The organism is Undibacterium cyanobacteriorum (genome assembly GCF_031326225.1).
GTDB classification, from domain to species: domain Bacteria; phylum Pseudomonadota; class Gammaproteobacteria; order Burkholderiales; family Burkholderiaceae_D; genus Undibacterium; species Undibacterium cyanobacteriorum.
Window position 1 is genome coordinate 717882 of sequence record NZ_CP133720.1, and the last position, 22072, is coordinate 739953.

Genomic DNA, 22072 nt, shown 5'->3' on the forward strand with positions numbered 1-22072 from the left:
TCATGTCACTTTGAGAAAAGGCGCTAATGCTGCTTCATACTTGCCTTGCGCGGCAAGGATGAAATCACAGATCTCGCGCACTGCGCCTCGTCCACCTGAGGACTGAGTCGTGTAATCGACGCGCTTGCGAACTTCTGCGTGAGCGTTCTGCACACTGGCGGCAAAGCCAACTTGTAGTAAGACCGGAAGATCGATGACATCGTCGCCAATAAAACCACATTCCTGCGCAGCAAAATTGAGTTCTGCGATGAGCTGGATGAATGCACTTTTCTTGTCGTGGATACCTTGCCGAATATGAGTGATGCCAAGATCGGTGGCGCGTTTCGTAACAATAGCCGATTGCCGAGCGCTAATGATTGCCGTTTCGATACCTGCATTCTGCAATAGTTTAATGCCTTGCCCATCAAGCACATTGAAAGTTTTCATAACCTCACCGTCCGCACTGAAATGCAGACTGCCATCGGTCAAAATGCCGTCAACATCAAAGATCATCAATTTAACGCTCGCCGCTTTTTCGCGTGCAAGTTCGAGAGTACTTTGCATTAAATTACCTTCGCGCGGGTGAGGTCATGGATATGTAATGCGCCAACAAGTTTATTGTTTGCATCGCATACCAAAAGTTGGTTGATACGGTGAGTCTCCATGATCTCAACCGCTTCCACTGCCAGTTGTTCTGGTTTGATCGTTCGAGGATGCGTGCCCATAACCTCGCCAATTGCAAGCGTGCTTAAGTTGAGATTTTTCTCAATCAGACGACGTAAATCGCCGTCGGTGAAGACGCCGAGTAGAGTCTCTTCTGCATCAACCACAGCGGTCATCGCCATACCTTTTTGGGTGATTTCCAGCAAAGCCGTGCTCAATGTTGTTTCCGGGCCGACCTGCGGGATGGCTGTGCCAGTTCGCATAATGTCTTTGACGTGGGTCAGTAGACGTCGTCCTAAAGCGCCACCCGGATGCGATCTTGCAAAATCGTCTTCTTTAAAACCACGTGCATCAAGGACGGCGACCGCAAGGGCATCACCCATCGCTAGAGTCACCGTCGTGCTCGCAGTTGGCGCCAAATTGAGTGGGCAAGCTTCTTTTTCAACGTACACGTTGAGATGCAGATCAGCCAATTTAGCGAGGGTCGAATGGGGATTGCCGGTCATGGCGATTAACTTCACACCGAGGCGTCGTACGATCGGCAAAATAGCAACTAGTTCGCCCGCTTCACCAGAGTAAGAGATCGCGATCAACACGTCGTTGGACGTGACCATGCCGAGGTCGCCGTGCGCAGCCTCTGCCGGGTGTACAAAAAACGATGGCGTTCCTGTTGAGGCAAAAGTGGCCGCCATCTTGCGCGCGATATGTCCTGATTTTCCGATACCGGAAACAACCACCTTGCCACTGCAAGCGAGGATGAATTGCATGGCATCAGTGAAAGCTTGTGCATCAGCACCTGCAAGTCGTTGTTTCAGTGCGAGGATAGCATCAGCTTCGATCTGTAAAGTATCGACGGCCAATTGCATCGCATGACTGGTGCTGTCGGCGCTAAGCGGTAGCTTGACGGGAGAGGTGTGGTTTAGTGTTCTCATGCCCCAAAGTATAAACCAAATAAGACAAAGCAAGAACCCTGCCAGAAAAATGAGCAGGGCATCGTGTTCATGGGGCTCAACTTTGCGCTAGATCAAAAAGTTGCTAAATGTTGGAAGAATTTGACACTTTTGTGCCGCTTGTCGGGTTAAGTGCGTCTTGTACTTGTTAATTTGAAAATCATCACTGATACTCGCCAAGCAGGCGCCATTAGTGATTGCCTGATCATCAAATTTTTAAAGAAAGCAGGACCATGAATCCATATTCAATCGACCCAAATCAATCTTATTCACCGCCACCATCCGATCTAGTTCCCAGTTCCAGTGATGAAAATTTTATTCGTGAGGGGCGTGCCGTTCCTGTGGGAAGTTCAATTGCTTGGTTGCAAAGCGGTTTCAATACATTTAAGGCCGCGCCAGGTGTGTGGATCGGTGTTCTACTGATTAATTTTGTGATTAATTTTTTGGTGGGCTTAGTGCCGTTCGTGGGTTCTATCGTGACTTATGTTTTGATGCCTGTGTTCACGGCAGGCTTTATGATGCTTTGCCATGCGATCTACAAAAAAGAAGCACCGTCGGTTGACTTAATGTTTGCAGGTTTTAAGAACAATACTGGCCAGTTAGCTTTAGTGGGGCTGCTGTGGTTCGTGGGTATTGTGGTCATCGTTGGCGCGTTAGTTGCGTTCTTCTTCGCGAGCATTGGTTTCGCAGCCTTGGGTGGTTTAGCGAAAAGTGGTGATTTCTCTAGTTTGTTCATGGGTATGGGCGTTGGCAAAATCATTGGCGTTGTGATCGTGGGCATGCTGATGATGTTGGTGCTTTCCGCCGCGACCTACTTTGCACCAGTACTGGTAATGAACCACAAAATGGATGCGATTGAGGCGATCAAAAGTAGTTTCTCTGCGTGCTTGAAGAATGTACTCGTGTTCGTCGTCTATTTCTTTGTGATGGTCGGTGCGATGATCGTATTTGGTGTATTGGCCGCGATGCTAGGTTGGATCATGATCTTAGTCATGATCGTTGGGGCATTTGTTTTATGGCCAACCGTCGTAGCTGCCATTTATGCTGCCTATCGCCAAATTTATTTTGCTGAGTGAAGTTGATATCGAATTAAATTGACTTGTTACATGGGCTGAAGTGTTAGCCCCCTCGGTGACCTGAAAAACTAAATTACGGCCGTTTGCGAAAGTGAATGGCCGTTTTTTTGAAACTTTAACGACGTACTTCCGCAGTTTATCGGTAATAATAGTGCTCATGACTGCACTTGATACCACTCTCGTCCTCCTTAGCTGCGCCGTTCTTGGTGTGGTTGCTTTCCGCATGCTTAATTTGCCGCCGATGCTGGGTTACCTCGGTGTTGGTATTTTGATCGGCCCCTTTGCGCTAGGCTGGGCACGAGAGAGCGCAGCGACACACCAGCTCGCCGAGTTTGGGGTGGTGTTCTTGATGTTTTCGATTGGCCTTGAGTTTTCGCTACCCAAACTAATTTCGATGCGACGCGCGGTATTTGGTTTAGGTTTGGCGCAGGTGGTCGCCACCATCGTGGTGGCAATGTTGGGTGCCATTGCTGCTGGCATGCTGCTGCCACAATATTTTCAGATGAGTTGGAAAGCTGCATTCGCCCTCGGTGGTGCTTTGTCGATGTCGTCAACCGCGATTGTGTCGAAGATGCTCACTGAAAAACTGGAGCTGGAAAGCCCACATGGGCGCCAAATCATCAGCGTATTGTTGTTTCAAGATCTGGCAGTCGTACCTTTGCTGATTTTGGTACCGGCACTGGCAAGTGATTCCGAAAATTTGAGCTTGAGTTTGGGCTTGGCATCGGTGAAGGCTGCGGCGGTGCTGTTCTTGTTGTTCTTTGTTGGGAAGCGTGTGGTCAGATCTTGGTTCACCGTGGTTGTCAAACGCCGCTCGCAGGAACTGTTCATGCTCAATCTTTTGCTCTTCACATTAGGCGCGGCTTGGTTGACCGAGAAAGCAGGTTTGTCCTTGGCGCTTGGCGCCTTTGTCGCTGGCATGTTGATCTCTGAGACTGAGTACAAACATCAAGTGGAGGAAGACATTAAGTCCTTCCGCGACGTCTTGTTGGGATTGTTCTTCGTGACGGTTGGAATGCTGCTCAACCTTGGATTGATGGTCGAGTACGGTTGGCTGATCCTTCTCTTATTGACGATTCCGGTGTTGCTGAAATTTGGTTTGATTTTCGCGCTGGCGCGTTTGTTCAAATGTCCGACCAGCGTGGCATTGCGAACTGGTTTAGGTTTGGCGCAGGCTGGTGAATTCGGATTCGTTTTATTGAACCAAGCGGGCGGTTTGAATTTGATCGATCCCTTGTTGTTGCAATTGATCTTGGCTTCGATGGTGGTATCAATGCTGATCTCGCCATTTATTTTGGCCAAGTCAGACTGGATTGTTATGAAGCTGTCTGCCAATGAATGGATGATGCAATCCTTAGCCTTGACGCAGATCGCAGCACGTACCATGAAAACTAAGAAGCACGTTATCATCGCGGGCTTCGGACGTAGCGGTCAAAATTTGGCACGCTTACTAAGTGAAGAAAAAATTGATTACCATGCACTCGACTTGGACCCCGACCGGATTAGCGAGGCTCAAACGGCGGGCGCCAATGTGTCCTATGGCGATGCGGCAAGACGTGAAAGTTTGACGGCGGCAGGGATTAATCGTGCGGCGGCTTTGGTCATCACCTACACCAACACACACTCCGCGTTAAAGATTTTGCATTTGGTGCACGAGCTCAATCCGAGTTTGCCGGTGGTGGTGCGTAGTCACGACGATAGCGATCTAGAAAAATTGCGTGAGGCAGGCGCGACCGAAGTCGTGCCTGATCTAATGGAAGGCAGCTTGATGTTGGCCTCGCATGCTTTGGTCTTGCTCGGAGTTCCTTTGCGTCGAGTCGTGCACACGGTGCAAATGGCGCGCGATGCACGTTACGAATCTTTGCGCGGTTTCTTCCATGGCGCCAGCGACGCGAGCGATGATGCCGAAAGCTTGCAGTTACGCTTGCACACAGTGGTATTGGGTGAGCGCAGTAAGGCGCTCGGAAAAACCATCTGTGACTTGTCATTTGATGAGATCAATGTAGACATCACGACTGTGCGCCGTGGCAAAACGCGCATTGAATTTGATCCGAATCTGGTCTTACAAAATGGCGACGTTTTGGTGCTGCGTGGTACCGCGGAAGGTGTCGCGCGCGCAGAACAAAAAATAATCAAGGGACAATAAGTGAACAAAGCAAAAAGTAAGAAAAACAGGGAGAGGATGTAAGCAATGATCAACCCACAAGAATTTATTAAGCAACATGTGCGTACTGTGCCCGATTGGCCACAAGCGGGCATTCAATTTCGCGATATCACTCCCTTACTGCAAGACCCACAAGTGTTTCGGGTTTTGATTGATATTTTCTTAGAACGCTATGCCAGCGCCAATTTGCAATACGTAGCCGGCCTTGATGCGCGTGGTTTTATTCTTGGTTCGGTGATCGCCTATGAATTGAATTTGGGCTTCATTCCGATTCGCAAAAAAGGTAAGTTGCCATTTCATACGATCGCTGAGGAATATGATTTGGAGTACGGCAATGCCACGGTTGAACTGCATACCGATGCCTGCAAGGCGGGCGATCGCGTATTGTTGGTGGATGACTTAATCGCTACCGGCGGTACCATGATCGCTGGCAAAAAGCTTTTGGAACGCTTAGGTGCAACCGTAGTGGAAGCGGCCGTGATTGTTGATTTACCAGAGCTCGGCGGTTCGCAGCTGATACGCGATGCAGGACTCGAAGTCTTCAAGGTTTGCGATTTTGCGGGTCATTGAATCATCGAAAAGTACGTTTCGACCTAAGAAAACTTGTCGCTTATATGCTTAAAATTTAAGCATATTGCGGTTTGGTAGTACGCAAGTTGCACCAAATTGCGCTATACTGACGCTCTTCCAAGGAGCGCTGCGACTTCGTGCATCAAAATGAGTTTGTCATTTTTGCACCTTGCCAGGCTTGGATTCTCGAGAAGAATGGTGTTTGAACTAGATGCCTTCTGTCTCTCAGCAACTGCGCTCACGTTACTTTTTTCTTGAACATCTTAGAAAGGAGGGCGTGAGAACGCCACCATCATGACTACACAAACTACACCAAACCTCGCGCAAGACTTCGTCGTTGCTGATTTGAGTTTGGCCGATTGGGGCCGTAAAGAAATTAAAATCGCTGAAACGGAAATGCCAGGCTTAATGGCGATCCGCGAAGAATTCGCAGCCAGCCAACCTTTGAAGGGCGCACGCATCACCGGCTCTTTGCACATGACGATTCAGACTGCGGTCCTGATCGAAACCTTGAACGCTTTGGGCGCACAAGTGCGTTGGGCATCGTGCAATATCTATTCAACACAAGATCATGCGGCCGCTGCAATCGCTGCTGGCGGCACGCCAGTGTTCGCGTTCAAAGGCGAGAACTTGGATGAATACTGGGAATTCACACACCGCATTTTCGAATGGACTGACGGTGGCTACTCCAACATGATTTTGGACGACGGTGGTGATGCGACTTTGTTGCTGCATCTCGGTACCCGCGCTGAATCCGATATCTCTGTATTGAACAATCCTGGCTCTGAAGAAGAAACCTGCTTGTTCAATTCGATCAAGAAGCATTTGGCGATTGATTCAACTTGGTACTCCAAACGTTTAGCCGCCATCAAAGGCGTCACAGAAGAAACCACGACTGGCGTGCATCGTTTGTACCAAATGCATAAAGAAGGCAAGTTGGCCTTCCCAGCGATCAACGTCAACGATTCCGTCACTAAATCAAAATTCGATAACTTGTACGGTTGCCGTGAATCTTTAGTCGATGGGGTTAAGCGCGCAACCGATGTAATGATCGCCGGTAAGATCGCGGTGATTGCTGGTTACGGTGATGTCGGCAAAGGCTCTGCACAAGCGATGCGCGCTTTGTCGGCTCAAGTGTGGGTGACAGAGATCGATCCAATTTGTGCCTTGCAAGCAGCGATGGAAGGTTACCGTGTGGTGACCATGGATTACGCTTGTGAACACGGTGATATTTTCGTCACGACGACAGGGAACTATCATGTCATCACGCACGAGCACATGTTGAAGATGAAGGATCAAGCGATTGTCTGCAACATCGGTCACTTCGATAATGAAATCGACGTCGCGTCCTTGAAGCAATACACATGGGAAAACATCAAACCACAAGTTGATCACGTGATCTTCCCATCGGGCCGTCGCATTATTTTGTTGGCAGAAGGCCGCTTGGTGAACTTGGGTTGCGGTACTGGTCACCCATCGTATGTGATGAGTTCTTCGTTCGCGAATCAAACGATTGCGCAAATCGAATTGTTCTGCAACACCGCTCAATATCCAGTTGGTGTGTACACCTTGCCGAAGCATCTCGATGAAAAAGTCGCGCGTTTGCAATTGAAAAAATTGAATGCGCAATTGACTGAGTTGACGGAAGAACAAGCCAACTATATTGGCGTGAAAAAAGAAGGCCCATACAAGCCAGAACATTATCGCTATTAATTGCACACATCGATTGGAGCAGGCGCGCCATGCAAGAATTTGCGCCTGCTTGAATTGATCGTTTCGTTTGTAGCGTCCTCATTTTCTCGGGAGTGCCCATGCGTTGGCTTGCCACTTGGCTGATTAATGCAATCGCTTTACTCGCTTTGCCCTATTTGCTGAGCTCGATCACCATCGATAGTTTTCTGACAGCCTTGGTGGTGGCCGTCGTACTCGGTTTTGTGAATGCAGTACTGCGTCCGATCCTCATCATTCTGACTCTTCCTGCCACAGTGCTCAGCTTAGGTTTGTTTATCTTTGTGATTAATGGACTGATGTTTTGGGCAGTAGCAAGCTTGGTAGACGGATTCCATGTCGGTGGATTTTGGTCGGCCACGTTCGGCGCCATACTGTACAGCGTGATCTCATGGGCGCTCTCGACACTACTTCTTAAGAACGATGAAAACTCATAATTTTAGTATTGAGTTCTTCCCGCCGAAGACGGAAGACGGCGCGCAAAAATTGCGCGCAACGCGTGCCAAGTTGGCCGAACTCAATCCCAAGTATTTTTCGGTGACCTTCGGCGCTGGTGGCACCACGCAGCAAGGAACCTTGGACACCGTGGTCGAAATTCGTAACGAAGGTTTCGATGCTGCGCCCCATTTGTCTTGTGTTGGTGGTAGCAAAGAATCGATACGCCAAATTCTGAAAACCTATCAATCGCACGACATCCGCCGCTTGGTGGCCTTACGTGGTGATTTGCCGAGTGGTTACGGCATGGGTGGTGAATTTCGCTATGCGAATGAATTAGTTGAATTTATTCGTGCAGAAACGGGTGATTGGTTTCATATCGAAGTGGCTGCCTATCCAGAAATGCATCCACAAGCGCGTTCACCACAAGACGACTTGAATAACTTCGTGCGCAAAGTAAAAGCAGGTGCGAATGCGGCGATCACGCAGTATTTTTATAATGCCGATGCGTACTTCCAGTTCGTCGAGAATGCCCATAAGGCTGGCGTTGACGTTCCTATCGTCGCTGGCATCATGCCGATTACGAATAGCAGCCAACTGATGCGCTTCTCAGAAATGTGCGGTGCTGAAATCCCACGTTGGGTGCGTTTGAAATTGGCGAGCTTCGGCGATGACAGCGCTTCAATCAAAGCTTTTGGTTTGGACGTGGTAACACACATGTGCGAGCGCTTGTTAGAGGGCGGCGCTCCAGGTTTGCATTTCTATTCTTTGAATCAAGCAGCGGCGACCACTGAAATCTGGAAACGCTTGCTGGCGTAATTGCAGAACTGTTGTTGGTAACGAAAACGGAGGCCAGGCCTCCGTTTTTTGTTGCCGCTTTGGGTGCGCTCCTCTAGACTTATTAGCAATAGACAAAGTGAGAACATATGGATCGAGGGAACTCAAAAAAACGCGTGGCCTTATTCATCATCGCGGGGGTGATTCTACTTTGCGTGGTGCTCGTCTATTTTTTCTTTAGTGATAGAAGTGCTGACGAGCGCAATACTTCGGAGCGGAGTCCGAGGCAAACTCAGACAGTGCGCACGGATGGCGACGATATGCAAAGCAGAAAAGCGCCGAGCCAAGTAAGTCCGACGCTCTCTAAAGCGAGTGAAGCGAGCCAATCAACACTAACGAAGCTGAAGTTCAATAATGCAGATGAACTTTGTAAGGGTTTCGCAGCAAAAGCGTCACCTCAATGGACTGAGGATCAATTTGCAGAGGCATTGATGGATCACGTTCGCAGTGATGATCATGCGCTTGAAGACTGGTTGCAATCCATCGCCAGTGCGGGCTCACCGAGGCAAAAAAGCGCAGCCCTGTCATTGTTGCTGGCAGCAACTGATAGGAAGGTACGAAAAGAGGTCTATTCGCACACACCGAACTGTGACCAATTGAAAGAGTGTTCTGGGCCGTTGGAAGCCTTAGTCGGGCAGAAGACTAGTCCGTATGCCTATGCTTTGGTGAATCACGCCATTTACTCGTCCGATCCGGTTTTGTATGGGATGGCGCACAATATTTGTAAGCGCTTTAGCTTCGACAATGATACCGTGTGTGATCGGGTTGGAGCTTTGCAGTGGATGAAGATCGATCCTGATAATGGAGCAGCAGCGGTGTACGCACTCGGCGAACTGAAATTGCCTCCGCCTAATCACGACCAGACCGCTTTTGAAAATGCACTGTATCGCTTAAGTCAGGCAAAGAAATTCGATCTTTACTTCGACGTAGGGAATGAGTTGCCAGCTTTACCGTCTACCTTGGATGATTACCAACACAGGACGGAATTAGAATCCTTGCGTGCTTATTTCTGGGATATCACACCGTTACCTCCACATACGAACATCACTCAAGCTTGTAGTGGTGATTATTTGAAGAATACCAGTCGCCGTTCTTTGTGTGAAAAAGTTGCGAATCAGTATTTACGTGAGAATGCGTTTTTGCTTGATCGCGCAATTTTTTTGAAGTTGGCTGCGCAATTGGGTTGGGAGCCGAATAGCCTGCAAAAATATAGGGATGATCTGGATGAAGTGAATGGCTATTACAAAGCACGCAACGAGCGCCAGAAACAGCAACACAAAGATTCATCAGGACGAGCAACAGCATGTCACGGCATTTTGAAAAAATATGCTGAAGTGGGCAAGTATGCGTCGCAAGGGGAATTCAAGCAGTTTCAACAAGAGGCTAAACAATTCGGTTTGTCGCGCGAGGAACTCATCAATATCGGACGCCGTTCAAGAGAGACCCGTTCAGACTAAGGATGCTTAGGCCCCGATTTGTGAGCTGCATTTACAATTTTGCGAAATAGTGTGTAAAAAACGGATTCTATGCGTCAGGTAAATTTTTCCAAATTTTGTTTAGCAGTGATCGCTGTGCTTGCCGTGCTTCTCGTTGTTGCGCTGCTCTTGCTTCGTGATTTCTTGGATCAGAATGAGAATGCGGATGAGAATGCTAACGACGCGACTTCTATCTCGAAATATTTATCGAAAGAAGCCGGCGACAAGAGTTTGACGCCCGGACGCACGGTAGCGACGATTGAGTCGAATGGGGATAAAGATGAATCAATGCCTCGAGTTGCTACAAGGTTCTCCAATGAAGCTGAACTCTGCAAAAATTTTGCAACAGACAAATCAACTACCTCTGATCCATTTCAGTTCTTTGACGCATTACAAAGTTATTTGCATGCCTCCGATCACACAGTTGAGGCGTGGCTACGGGATATTGCAAAGAATGGTTTGCCGAGGCAACGAGCTGCTGCTTTGTCTTTGCTGTTGGTCGTCGATGTGCGAGCAGCAAAGAAGCTTATTTTCGATAAGAATCCAAATTGTGATCAGGACAATCAATGCGCTGAAACCTTACGGGCTGCGTTGTTAGAGAAGACAAATTCTGATCTGACGACCTTGCTCCAACTCGCCATTTACACATCAGATCCCAGACTCTATGGAATGGCGTACAACGCATGTCATAGTGGGCCGTTTTACGCAACTAATTTGTGCACGCGACTAGGAGCCTCACAATGGCTTCAGCGTGACCCCGATAACGGTGCTGCTGCGATGTACGCTCTAGAAGAAATGAAAATGCCTACATCAAGCGATGGTGCCACAGCGCTCGAAAATGCCTTGTATCGACTGAGTCTGGCCAAGCGGTTCGATCATTATCTTGATGTTGTGGATGAGCTACCTCCTTTGCCGACCAATAATAGTGATTATCAACATAGGACAGAGTTAGCCGGCTTGGCCTATGAGCACGTGTTCATGATGCCCATTCCTCCACGCAAAAATATTTTGACTGCGTGTAATGAAGAGGCAGTTAAACAACCCCAACGTCGCCTGATTTGCACCTCGATCGCCAATCAACTATTGCGTGATAACGCCTCCATGTTCGATCGAGCGGCGTTTATGCAATTGTCGCGTCATTTAGATTGGGACAGGGAAAAGCTGCAAAAAATTACGGATGACTTTGATCTGGCGCGTGCCTACTTTCGTGAAATCATGCGACGTGAGGCTCAGCAGGTGCAACAGAACTCAGGGCAAATGACAGCATGCCATATGAATTTGAGGCTAATGGATAGAACTCTCAAGACTTTAAAAAGTGGCGAGTTTGCGATGTACTTAGAAGATGCAAAGAGCTTCGATATTCCGCGAGAGGAGTTGATCAAGATGGGACGCCGTTTGAGGGCGCCGAAATAGCGGGAACTCTAATTTTTTGGTGGCTTTTGGTAGCCTGAATGATTGTGGAGGAGGGAAGGCGCTTCCCTCCATCCATGCTTAAGAAAAAATCTTCTGCAATTCGACACCGGGTTCGGTTGCGCGCATAAATGCTTCACCTACGAGGAAGCTATGCACATCGGCATCGCGCATTTTGGCGACGTCGTCTCTGGTGAAAATGCCGGACTCTGTCACGACTAATTTGTCATTGGAGATGTGCGGCAGTAGAGCCAGTGTGGTGTCGAGGCTGACGTCAAAGGTGCGTAGATTGCGATTATTGATGCCCAATAAGCGCGTCTTCAATTTCAGCGCTGCTTCCAGTTCCTTCGCGTCATGCACCTCTACCAAAACATCCATGCCGAGTTCATGGGCGCAAGCTTCGAGTTCTGCCATCAAACCAAAGTCTAGGGCCGCGACGATGAGCAAAATGCAGTCTGCTCCCCACGCCCGTGCTTGGTACACTTGGTAGGGATCAATCATAAAATCCTTGCGCAAGACTGGTAGGTTGCATGCGGCGCGTGCTTGCTTGAGGTAGTCGGCGCAGCCTTGAAAGAATTGCTCGTCGGTGAGAACAGATAAACATGCGGCACCGTATTGCGCATAACTCTGTGCAATTTCGTTCGGTACAAAGTGTTCGCGAATCACGCCTTTCGATGGCGAGGCTTTTTTGATTTCGGCGATCACCGCAGCGTGGCCATCAGCGATCTTGCGTCGCATTGCATTTTCGAAACCACGAACTTTTAAGTGTTCGTCGGTCGCTGATTCGACTTTCGCCCGTAAGTTCGCCATCGATAGTTGCGCCTTCGCTTGTGCAACTTCTGCTACTTTGACGTCGATAATTTTTTTTAGAATATCTGCCATCTGACCTCCTTATTTTCCTAACTGGTGCGTGACTTCGATCAGTTGTTCAAGCTTCGCACGCGCAGCGCCAGATGCGATGGCAGCTTGCGCTTTCTTCACGCCGTCGCCGATCGATTCCGCAATGCCGGCGCCATACAAGGCAGTGCCCGCATTGAGGCAGACGATGTCCGTCGCGGGGCCCGCAACATTGTTCAGAACGTCGAGGATGCGTGCTTTGGATTCTTCTGCGCCCGATACTTTGAGGCTGCGATTCGATACCATCTGCAATCCGAAATCTTCCGGATGGATATCGTATTCTCGAATTTCTCCGTTGACGAGTTCACCGACCATGGTGGGTGCGCCGAGTGACACTTCATCCATATTGTCGCGTCCCCATACCACGATCGCGTGTTGTGCTCCTAAGCGTTGCAAGACACGGACTTGAATACCGACCAAGTCAGGATGGAAAACGCCCATCAAAATATTGGGTGCGCCCGCAGGGTTAGTGAGTGGCCCCAAAATATTGAAGATGGTACGTACACCTAATTCGCGTCTCACCGGCGCTGCGTGTTTCATGGCCGCATGATGATTCGGTGCGAACATAAAGCCGATATTCGTTTGTGCGATCGATTGCGCGATTTGTTCGGGTTGTAGATTGATGTTGACGCCTAAAGATTCCAAAACATCGGCACTTCCAGAGGAAGACGACACACTACGTCCTCCATGTTTCGCAACACGCGCACCAGCGGCCGCAGTCACGAACATCGATGCGGTGGAAATATTGAACGTATGCGCGCCGTCGCCACCGGTGCCGACGATATCGATCAAATTCTTGGTGTTGGCCATCGGTACTTTGGTTGAAAATTCACGCATGACTTGCGCTGCTGCTGTGATTTCGCCAATGCTTTCCTTCTTGACGCGTAAGCCCATCGTTAAGGCAGCGATCATGATCGGTGACATTTCGCCGCCCATGATTTTGCGGAAGAGATGCAGCATCTCATCGTGAAAAATTTCGCGATGTTCGATCAGGCGCGTGAGTGCTTCTTGTTGTGAGATGTTCATCTTACTTCCCCATTAAAAAATTCTTTAAGAGAGCATGGCCGTGCTCGGACAAAATGGATTCAGGATGGAACTGCACACCTTCGATATCGAAATCTTTGTGGCGCACACCCATGATTTCGCCGTCTTCTGTCCATGCGGTTACTTCTAAGCAATCGGGCAAGCTGGAACGCTCAATCGCGAGTGAGTGATAACGCGTGACGATATAGGGGCTTGGTAAATCACTGAAGACACCAACGCCGGTGTGTGCGATTGGTGAAGTTTTTCCATGCATGACTTCTTTGGCGCGGATTACTTTGCCTCCGAAAGCTTCGGCGATACTTTGATGTCCTAAGCACACACCAAGAATCGGCAGCTTGCCTGCAAAGTGTTTCAGTACCGGGACTGAAATGCCAGCTTCTAATGGTGTGCAAGGCCCAGGGGAAATGCAAATACGATCAGGCTTGAGTGCTTCGATTTCCTCAATCGTGATTTCATCATTACGGTAAGTGCGAACGTCCTCACCCAACTCAGCAAAATATTGCACGAGGTTGTAAGTGAAGGAATCGTAGTTGTCTATCATTAATAGCATATTGTTTAAACCTCTCAATTCAAAGAATTTTGAATTTTCTATATCGATCGAATTCGGTACTTGTGGCGATAGAAATTCAATCAGCGGGATGCAGATCGCGGCGCACAGCACAGCAATATGTCGATATTGCGCGCATGTGCAACAAAGAGCTGCGCCTGCTGTTTGGATTTATGCGCCATAAGTTAAATATCCCCGTCCAAGCCATCTTGTACTTGTTCCGCGGCACGCAACATTGCGCGCGCCTTATTTTCAGTCTCTTGCCATTCCATTTCGGGAATCGAATCTGCGACGACGCCGGCGGCAGCTTGCACGTACAGCATGCCATCTTTGAGTACGCCGGTGCGAATGGCGATCGCTAAGTCCATCTCGCCACCGAATGACAGATAGCCACAAGCGCCACCGTAGATGCCGCGTTTGACCGGTTCTAATTCATCAATTAATTCCATCGCCCGTACCTTCGGTGCGCCGGATAAGGTGCCTGCTGGGAAGGTCGCTTTGAGGACATCCAAATTGGACATGTTTGGTTTCAATAAGCCTTCGACGTTCGACACGATGTGTTGTACGTGCGAGTACTTTTCAATCACCATTTTTTCGGTGAGCTTGACGCTACCGGTTTGCGCGATTCTGCCGATATCGTTGCGAGCTAAGTCAATCAACATCACGTGTTCTGCTATTTCTTTGGGGTCTGCTAAAAGCTCAACAGCCAGCTCTTCGTCACGCTCTGGTGTCGCACCGCGTGGTCGTGTTCCTGCGAGTGGACGTATCGTGACTTTTTTATTGCCATCACTGAGTTGCTCATTGCGTACCAAAATTTCTGGTGAGGCGCCGATCACATGCATATCGCCGAAATTGTAGAAGTACATATACGGCGATGGATTGATTGAACGTAGCGCGCGATATAGGGAAAGCGGTGAATCCACGTAAGGTTTCTTGATGCGCTGGCCGATTTGCACTTGCATCAGATCGCCGGCCATGATGTATTCCTTGGCCTTGAGTACGGCTTTCAAATAGTCTTCTTTGGCGAAGTCGCGAATTTCTTGTGTACGGACCGACGCGGACGTCACTGGTACATCAACGCTGCGGCGTAACATGGCACGTAAATCTTTGAGACGCTGACGGGCTTTGCTCCATGCTTCGGCTTGGGTCGGATCAGCATAAACGATTAAATATAATTTGCCGGAGACGTTGTCGATGACGGCCAATTCTTCTGTGAGTAGGAGTTGAATATCGGGTACACCAAGATCGTCTTTGGGGGCAGAATTCTCTAAGCGTTTTTCGACATATCGTACAGCATCGTATCCGAAGTAACCCGCTAAGCCACCACAGAAGCGCGGTAAGCCAGGACGTAAAGCGACGCGGAAACGACTCTGATACTCTGCGATGAAATCGAGCGGATTGCCTTCGTGTTGTTCGATGACCTGCGCATTCTTGATGACTTCAGTGTGCATACCATGAGAGCGAATTACGGTGCTGGCAGGGAGGCCAATGAAAGAGTAGCGACCAAAGCGTTCGCCACCTTTGACCGACTCCAGTAAAAAACTATGCTTGCCACCATTCGTCGCTTGCGCCAGTTTCAGGTAGAGCGTTAGAGGTGTTTCGAGGTCAGCGAAGGCTTCCGCAATCATGGGAATGCGATTGAAGCCTTGGGCTGCGAGAGATTTAAATTCAAGTTCAGTCATGATGTCGTTCAAGTTCTTAAAACGTTGATCTCGATCCTAGCTTGGAACCAGCGTTTCAGAGTATCAACGGGTTCTTTGGCCTTGAGTTTCGCGCAGCTCGATAGACCTCAGGCCATAGAGTTAATGCGAAATTACAAAATCGAAATGGTTTGGTATTGCTAGTAAATGGGTGTCAAAGATGACGAGAGATGAAAAAACGTCGATGCTGCGTTTGTTCTGATTCCAAATAAAACTTAGTTTTGGAATAGAGGACAACATCCGCGCTGGACTTAAGCTTGCCAGCGTCGCCATAGCCAGGCCTCAAAGGTGCCTGGAATCGTTGATGGACGTTTCTTATCGAGGAACATGCTATCGGTAATAGATGTTGAAAGAATTCTTGGTTCAGTTTTGCTGCTGTTATTGATGTAAGTCGATTGCATCGGTGATTACATCGTTCGTTATATTGTCCGTTGTTTGACTAATAATTGTGCAACTTCGAACAATGAAGCGACTATACCATCACTTTCGATGGTTTGTACAGCTTCACCATGATTGTAGCCGTAGGGAACGACCAAGACTGGGCAGCCCGCCGCACGTGCAGCTTTCGCGTCATTGCTCGAATCACCGATTGCCAAAACCTGAGACGGCGCTAAATCAAAGAATCGGCATGCTTCTGTGAGTGGCAGTGGGTCAGGTTTTTTGCGTGGAAAAGAATCGCCGCCATAGACCACTTCAAAGAATTGGCGCAAGCCCTTCTTGGATAGCAGCGGTTCAGTGAAAGCCATGGGTTTATTAGTGACACAAGTCAAGCGATATCCTGAGTGTTTGAGTTGTGTGAGACCTTCGATTACTTCGGGATAGAGTTCACTATAGTCGCCATTGATCGCTAAGTAGTGATGCTGGTAACGCTGCATGGCGAATGCGAAGTGACGTTCTACTTCATCTTTTTCAAAGTCGTGGCTGAGTACACGCGTAATGAGATTCTCTGAACCCTGCCCAACAAAATGCGTGATGGTGATCTCATCGAGCGGCGCGAGTTGGAGTTCTTCGCGCATACGATTGATGGCGACCATAAAATCTGGCGCGGTGTGCAGCATAGTGCCATCGAGGTCGATGATGAGGGCTTTGATGTTCGAAAACGAGGTCATGGAGTGAATGGGTCGATGGCGAAATGCGGATTTTTACTGGCGACTGTTCTCGAGTTTGTTGATGATATTGGCGTACAAACTTGTTTCGGATTCGTAAATGGGAATCACATTGCCAGTCACCTTGTCGATGAAAAAAATACCTTTGGTAGTGGGAGCTGGAATGCGAACTCCGCAGCCTCCAGTTTCCAACTTCATGAGCGGTTTAGGGCGGCCAGCATAGGTTTTGGTAACGATGATCCTGACACTATAGCTTGGTGGAATATCGGAGAACCTCATCCGACCATCAGCGTTCTTAATTTCTTGCAGTCGCAAGCTTTCATAATCTGGCAGATAAACGCCTGAAACTTCACCTTGAAATATTTCAGAATACTTTCCGAGGTCTTGATCTGGAATGACCTTGCCGATACAAGCGAAAGCCTCGCTGCAAAATAAGAGTGCAGCGAATGCTATTAATCCTCTCGTATTCTGCCTAATGAAACTCATGCTTTTGCCAGTTCCGCTCGCATTGCATCAATCACCGCTTTGTAATCGGGTTTGCCAAAAATTGCTGAACCCGCCACGAAGGTATCAGCGCCCGCTGCGGCGATTTCGCGAATATTGTCGATCTTCACGCCACCGTCGACTTCGAGCATGATGTCCCGGCCTGATTCATTGATCATTTGACGAACGGCGGCAATTTTCTTCAATGTGTGTGGAATGAAGGACTGGCCACCAAAGCCAGGATTAACCGACATGAGCAAGATGATGTCGAGTTTATCCATGACGTGTTCGAGGACATGCAATGGTGTGGCTGGATTGAGTACCAAGCCCGCTTTGCAGCCATGGTCGCGTATCAACTGCAAACTGCGATCGATATGTTCTGAGCCCTCTGGATGGAAAGTGATGATGTTGGCGCCGGCTTTGGCGAAATCTGGAATGATGCGATCGACAGGCTTCACCATCAGATGGACATCGATCGGGACTTGTACATGTGGACGGATCGCTTCGCAGACCAAGGGGCCGATCGTTAAATTAGGTACGTAATGATTGTCCATTACATCGAAGTGAATGATGTCGGCACCTGCAGCCACCACGTTGCGAACTTCTTCGCCAAGGCGAGCGAAATCGGCGGATAGGATGCTAGGGGCGATGCGGAATGTAGTCATGGTTGGGCCTGCAAAAAATAGTGAGGGGTGCGAGCGGATCATCCGTAGATGCAGTCTTCGAATCGTGAATCTTCATCCGCACGACTTTTCACGGTCGATGAAAGCCAATATTCTACTCCTGCAGATATTCTCGTGCTCAAGTAAGATATGGCTTCAAATGTTTTTATATGGTTTTTTCGGTTCTGGTAAGCGAGTAGCTAGCCTGAATAATGCATTGACGATGGGAGAAAGTGATCGATATGGCTATTTACGATTTTTCGGTGAGTGTGGTGTCGCAGTATTTACCTGAGCAATCGAATCCAGACAAATTACAGTTTGTATTCGCCTATACGATTACGATTAAGAATACTGGCGATGTGCCTGCCCAGTTAATCTCGCGTCACTGGATCATCACCGACGCCAATAATAAAATGCACGAAGTGAAAGGGCTTGGTGTGGTGGGCCATCAACCTTTACTGAAACCGGGCGAAGGATTTGAATACACGAGTGGCAGTTCGTTTGAAACACCGCATGGCACCATGAAAGGCAGTTATTTCTGCGTCGCCGAGGATGGCCATCGCTTTGAAGTCGCTATCCCAGAATTTGTTTTGTCCTTACCTCGGACTTTGCATTAATACTCCAAGGTTTGCGCGTGAATTATTGTTGCGAAGTTGAGTCGTCTTTTTTAGTCTTTGGGTTCTTGTTCGAAGGACGGCCTGAAAACATCGTCCACCAGATAATAAAAACGAAGATAAAGAAGGCGCCAAAAGCCTCTAAAGCAAGTAGCCACATCGCAGAGTTGTCCCTTTAAGTTTCAAATTCTTGGTGCCAAATACGAAGTATTTCACCTCTAAATAAAAGTCACGCGCATTGTACCAGTAGTAGTGACAAGGCTAGACCGCAGTAAACACAAGAAGGTATGATGCAAGGCTTAGCGACTGTGGCCAGTTTTCTGATTTGGGCTAGTTAAACGAATTCATTCATTATATCTTTCATAGATTACATCTTTCATAGGCATATCATGGAATATCAAAACATTATCGTAGAGACAAAAGACAAAGTTGGTGTGATCACCTTGAATCGTCCCAAGGCTTTGAATGCCTTGAATGATCAATTAATGGATGAGCTCGGTCACGCTTTGCAGGCATTTGATCAGAACGATGAGATTGGATGCATGATCATTACGGGCAGCGAAAAAGCGTTTGCTGCTGGAGCGGACATCGCTGCGATGGCGGATTACACTTACATGGATGCCTACAAAGGTAACTACGTTACTAAAAATTGGGAACATATTTTGCGCGTTCGGAAGCCGGTCATTGCAGCGGTAGCTGGTTATGCTTTGGGTGGTGGATGCGAACTGACAATGATGTGTGATTTCATTATTGCGGCTGACAACGCTAAGTTTGGTCAGCCTGAAATCAAGCTTGCGACGCTGCCGGGCTGTGGTGGCACACAACGTTTGCCGCGCGCTATTTCGAAATCGAAAGCGATGGACCTGTGTTTGACAGCGCGCCTCATGGATGCGAATGAAGCTGAACGTGCTGGTTTGGTGTCACGTGTCGTGCCATTAGAAAAGCTCATGGAGGAGACATTGGCGGCGGCGACCACGATTGCGTCGATGTCTTTGCCAGTGGTAATGATGATCAAAGATGCGGTGAATCGTTCATTTGAATCCAGCCTAACAGAGGGCGTTGCCTACGAACGTCGCTTGTTCCATGCGAGCTTCGGTACTCATGATCAACGTGAAGGCATGCACGCATTCTTAGAAAAGCGCCCAGCGAATTTCAAAAATATGTAAGTTGAATGGGTGTTGGTGTCGTTTCTGTTAAGTCAGACATTCAAATGTTTTGAACGACATAGTTTTTCCAAGCTATATCGAAAGCCTTACAAACAGCCCCGCGCCAGCGGGGCTGTTTTTTTTTGCGCTTTGTTTTATCGAGTGCCGCTGAAGCAAATGATCGAAACTTGAACCTAAGCTTTCGTCACAGAATTTAAACTAAATGATTTAGATAATACTTGCCGAGCTGCATCATTTCTTGCTATAGTTCGCCTCCCGCAGAAATGCGGAGCAAAAAAAGAGTGGTAAGCCAGTTAATCTCTCTGGTGTTTTGATTGAAACAAATTGAAATACGAGAAACGAAGTTTGAAAGAAGTTCAGAAAGTTCAAACGAGGGGGTTGACGAGAAGTTGGAAAGGCTGCATAATCTCGTTTCTCTGCTGCTGACGAACAAAACGATTCGAAGCAAAACGCAAAAACTGAAGTCGAAAGATTAAATAGTGAGCGTAGCAGGCCAGATCTTTAACAATTAACAGTCAATAAATGTGGGCACTTGATAGTGATGGCGACTAGCTACTTCGGTAGTTAGGAAACTTAAAATATATCAAATGTTCACAAGAAATAACAAAGCAAGACGGTTTCTAGAAATAGAAATCGAACTGTCAGTATTTTGAGTGAGCGACACCGTCTAACGACGGAAGCAGAAATGCTAAAAACAGAGATTGAACTGAAGAGTTTGATCCTGGCTCAGATTGAACGCTGGCGGCATGCCTTACACATGCAAGTCGAACGGCAGCACGGGTGCTTGCACCTGGTGGCGAGTGGCGAACGGGTGAGTAATATATCGGAACATACCTTGTAGTGGGGGATAACTATCCGAAAGGATAGCTAATACCGCATACGCTCTGAGGAGGAAAGCGGGGGATCTTAGGACCTCGTGCTATAAGAGTGGCCGATATCTGATTAGCTAGTTGGTGAGGTAAGAGCTCACCAAGGCGACGATCAGTAGCTGGTCTGAGAGGACGACCAGCCACACTGGAACTGAGACACGGTCCAGACTCCTACGGGAGGCAGCAGTGGGGAATTTTGGACAATGGGGGCAACCCTGATCCAGCAATGCCGCGTGAGTGAAGAAGGCCTTCGGGTTGTAAAGCTCTTTTGTCAGGGAAGAAACGGTGAATCCTAATATGGTTTGCTAATGACGGTACCTGAAGAATAAGCACCGGCTAACTACGTGCCAGCAGCCGCGGTAATACGTAGGGTGCAAGCGTTAATCGGAATTACTGGGCGTAAAGCGTGCGCAGGCGGTTTTATAAGACAGAGGTGAAATCCCCGGGCTCAACCTGGGAACTGCCTTTGTGACTGTAAGGCTAGAGTGTGTCAGAGGGGGGTAGAATTCCACGTGTAGCAGTGAAATGCGTAGAGATGTGGAGGAATACCGATGGCGAAGGCAGCCCCCTGGGATAACACTGACGCTCATGCACGAAAGCGTGGGGAGCAAACAGGATTAGATACCCTGGTAGTCCACGCCCTAAACGATGTCTACTAGTTGTCGGGACTTAATTGTCTTGGTAACGCAGCTAACGCGTGAAGTAGACCGCCTGGGGAGTACGGTCGCAAGATTAAAACTCAAAGGAATTGACGGGGACCCGCACAAGCGGTGGATGATGTGGATTAATTCGATGCAACGCGAAAAACCTTACCTACCCTTGACATGGCAGGAATCCTGAAGAGATTTGGGAGTGCTCGCAAGAGAACCTGCGCACAGGTGCTGCATGGCTGTCGTCAGCTCGTGTCGTGAGATGTTGGGTTAAGTCCCGCAACGAGCGCAACCCTTGTCATTAGTTGCTACATTAAGTTGAGCACTCTAATGAGACTGCCGGTGACAAACCGGAGGAAGGTGGGGATGACGTCAAGTCCTCATGGCCCTTATGGGTAGGGCTTCACACGTCATACAATGGTACATACAGAGGGCTGCCAAACCGCGAGGTGGAGCTAATCCCAGAAAGTGTATCGTAGTCCGGATTGTAGTCTGCAACTCGACTACATGAAGTTGGAATCGCTAGTAATCGCGGATCAGCATGTCGCGGTGAATACGTTCCCGGGTCTTGTACACACCGCCCGTCACACCATGGGAGCGGGTTTCGCCAGAAGTAGGTAGCTTAACCGTAAGGAGGGCGCTTACCACGGCGGGGTTCGTGACTGGGGTGAAGTCGTAACAAGGTAGCCGTATCGGAAGGTGCGGCTGGATCACCTCCTTTCTAGAGTGCGCTTGAATGTTAAGTGTCCACACTTATTGACTGTTAATGAAGAAGAACGCAGACAGTACTGAGAAGTGCTGTGAAGTAATGACCCGAACAAATGGGGGTTTAGCTCATCTGGTAGAGCACCTGCTTTGCAAGCAGGGGGTGATCGGTTCGAGCCCGGTAACCTCCACCATTTACACAGAAGAAGTAAATAAGTGGGGCTGTAGCTCAGCTGGTTAGAGCACCGTGTTGATAACGCGGGGGTCGTTGGTTCGAGCCCAACCAGCCCTACCAAGTGTAGATAGGGGATGTGAGATGGGTCGAAATAACAAATGTGAGTG

Annotated in this window: 19 protein-coding genes, 2 tRNA genes and 1 rRNA gene; 13 read left to right on the forward strand and 9 right to left on the reverse strand. The window is 48.6% G+C overall.

Translation table 11 applies throughout. The annotated features are described in order from the left end of the window. A complete protein-coding gene (locus tag RF679_RS02960; protein ID WP_309482737.1) occupies nt 1-543 on the reverse strand; it encodes a KdsC family phosphatase in 543 nt (180 codons plus the stop codon). After that, nucleotides 543-1574, reverse strand: a complete 1032-nt coding sequence (locus RF679_RS02965) for a KpsF/GutQ family sugar-phosphate isomerase (RefSeq protein WP_373921725.1) — start codon at nt 1572-1574, stop codon at nt 543-545. Before RF679_RS02965 ends, RF679_RS02960 begins: the two co-directional genes overlap by 1 nt. Nucleotides 1575-1825: 251 nt before the next feature. On the opposite strand from RF679_RS02965, the gene RF679_RS02970 reads away from it, so the two are divergent. From RF679_RS02970 to RF679_RS03005, 8 genes are all read left to right on the forward strand, one after another. After that, a complete protein-coding gene (locus RF679_RS02970) occupies nt 1826-2668 on the forward strand; it encodes a BPSS1780 family membrane protein (RefSeq protein WP_309482738.1) in 843 nt (280 codons plus the stop codon). Nucleotides 2669-2825: 157 nt separating this feature from the next. Beyond that, nucleotides 2826-4814 (forward strand): cation:proton antiporter domain-containing protein, encoded by a 1989-nt coding sequence (locus RF679_RS02975; protein WP_309482739.1) that lies wholly within the window; start codon nt 2826-2828, stop codon nt 4812-4814. 45 nt (nt 4815-4859) lie between these two features. Beyond that, complete coding sequence (locus RF679_RS02980; protein WP_309482740.1) at nt 4860-5402, forward strand: adenine phosphoribosyltransferase; 543 nt, start codon at nt 4860-4862, stop codon at nt 5400-5402. Between the two features lie 294 nt (nt 5403-5696). After that, nucleotides 5697-7115: an adenosylhomocysteinase gene (gene ahcY / locus RF679_RS02985; protein WP_309482741.1), complete on the forward strand. Its 1419-nt coding sequence runs from the start codon at nt 5697-5699 to the stop codon at nt 7113-7115. Between the two features lie 98 nt (nt 7116-7213). Beyond that, on the forward strand, nt 7214-7567 hold the full coding sequence (locus RF679_RS02990) for a phage holin family protein (protein ID WP_309482742.1): 354 nt from the start codon (nt 7214-7216) through the stop codon (nt 7565-7567). Beyond that, nucleotides 7554-8384, forward strand: coding sequence for a methylenetetrahydrofolate reductase [NAD(P)H] (gene metF, locus RF679_RS02995; protein ID WP_309482743.1), 831 nt, complete (start codon nt 7554-7556; stop codon nt 8382-8384). Before RF679_RS02990 ends, metF begins: the two co-directional genes overlap by 14 nt. Nucleotides 8385-8662: 278 nt before the next feature. Continuing rightward, nucleotides 8663-9859, forward strand: a complete 1197-nt coding sequence (locus tag RF679_RS03000; RefSeq protein ID WP_309482744.1) for a hypothetical protein — start codon at nt 8663-8665, stop codon at nt 9857-9859. Between the two features lie 69 nt (nt 9860-9928). Then, complete coding sequence (locus RF679_RS03005) at nt 9929-11290, forward strand: hypothetical protein (protein WP_309482745.1); 1362 nt, start codon at nt 9929-9931, stop codon at nt 11288-11290. Nucleotides 11291-11368: 78 nt separating this feature from the next. On the opposite strand, the gene trpC is transcribed toward RF679_RS03005, so the two are convergent. From trpC to rpe, 7 genes are all read right to left on the reverse strand, one after another. Next, nucleotides 11369-12169, reverse strand: a complete 801-nt coding sequence (trpC, locus tag RF679_RS03010; protein ID WP_309482746.1) for an indole-3-glycerol phosphate synthase TrpC — start codon at nt 12167-12169, stop codon at nt 11369-11371. A gap of 9 nt (nt 12170-12178) precedes the next feature. Then, nucleotides 12179-13210 (reverse strand): anthranilate phosphoribosyltransferase, encoded by a 1032-nt coding sequence (gene trpD, locus RF679_RS03015; protein ID WP_309482747.1) that lies wholly within the window; start codon nt 13208-13210, stop codon nt 12179-12181. Between the two features lies 1 nt (nt 13211). Beyond that, a complete protein-coding gene (locus RF679_RS03020) occupies nt 13212-13778 on the reverse strand; it encodes an anthranilate synthase component II (protein ID WP_309482748.1) in 567 nt (188 codons plus the stop codon). A gap of 182 nt (nt 13779-13960) precedes the next feature. Next, nucleotides 13961-15457, reverse strand: coding sequence for an anthranilate synthase component I (gene trpE / locus RF679_RS03025; protein WP_309482749.1), 1497 nt, complete (start codon nt 15455-15457; stop codon nt 13961-13963). A gap of 437 nt (nt 15458-15894) precedes the next feature. Continuing rightward, a complete protein-coding gene (locus RF679_RS03030; RefSeq protein ID WP_309482750.1) occupies nt 15895-16584 on the reverse strand; it encodes a phosphoglycolate phosphatase in 690 nt (229 codons plus the stop codon). A 33-nt stretch (nt 16585-16617) separates the two neighbouring features. Further along, complete coding sequence (locus RF679_RS03035) at nt 16618-17067, reverse strand: hypothetical protein (protein ID WP_309482751.1); 450 nt, start codon at nt 17065-17067, stop codon at nt 16618-16620. Continuing rightward, nucleotides 17064-17729 (reverse strand): ribulose-phosphate 3-epimerase, encoded by a 666-nt coding sequence (gene rpe / locus RF679_RS03040; RefSeq protein WP_309482752.1) that lies wholly within the window; start codon nt 17727-17729, stop codon nt 17064-17066. The genes RF679_RS03035 and rpe overlap by 4 nt, the downstream gene beginning before the upstream one ends. A 239-nt stretch (nt 17730-17968) precedes the next feature. Between rpe and apaG the strand changes: the two genes are divergently transcribed. The 5 genes from apaG to RF679_RS03065 all read left to right on the forward strand — a co-directional run bounded on the left by apaG (nt 17969) and on the right by RF679_RS03065 (nt 22025). Further along, on the forward strand, nt 17969-18343 hold the full coding sequence (gene apaG, locus RF679_RS03045) for a Co2+/Mg2+ efflux protein ApaG (protein ID WP_309482753.1): 375 nt from the start codon (nt 17969-17971) through the stop codon (nt 18341-18343). A 386-nt stretch (nt 18344-18729) separates the two neighbouring features. Then, complete coding sequence (locus tag RF679_RS03050) at nt 18730-19506, forward strand: enoyl-CoA hydratase (RefSeq protein WP_309482754.1); 777 nt, start codon at nt 18730-18732, stop codon at nt 19504-19506. Nucleotides 19507-20209: 703 nt separating this feature from the next. Next, a 16S ribosomal RNA gene (locus RF679_RS03055) occupies nt 20210-21746 on the forward strand. 102 nt (nt 21747-21848) lie between these two features. Further along, nucleotides 21849-21924: transfer RNA gene (locus tag RF679_RS03060), tRNA-Ala, on the forward strand. 24 nt (nt 21925-21948) lie between these two features. After that, nucleotides 21949-22025: transfer RNA gene (locus tag RF679_RS03065), tRNA-Ile, on the forward strand. Nucleotides 22026-22072: the final 47 nt, after the last annotated feature.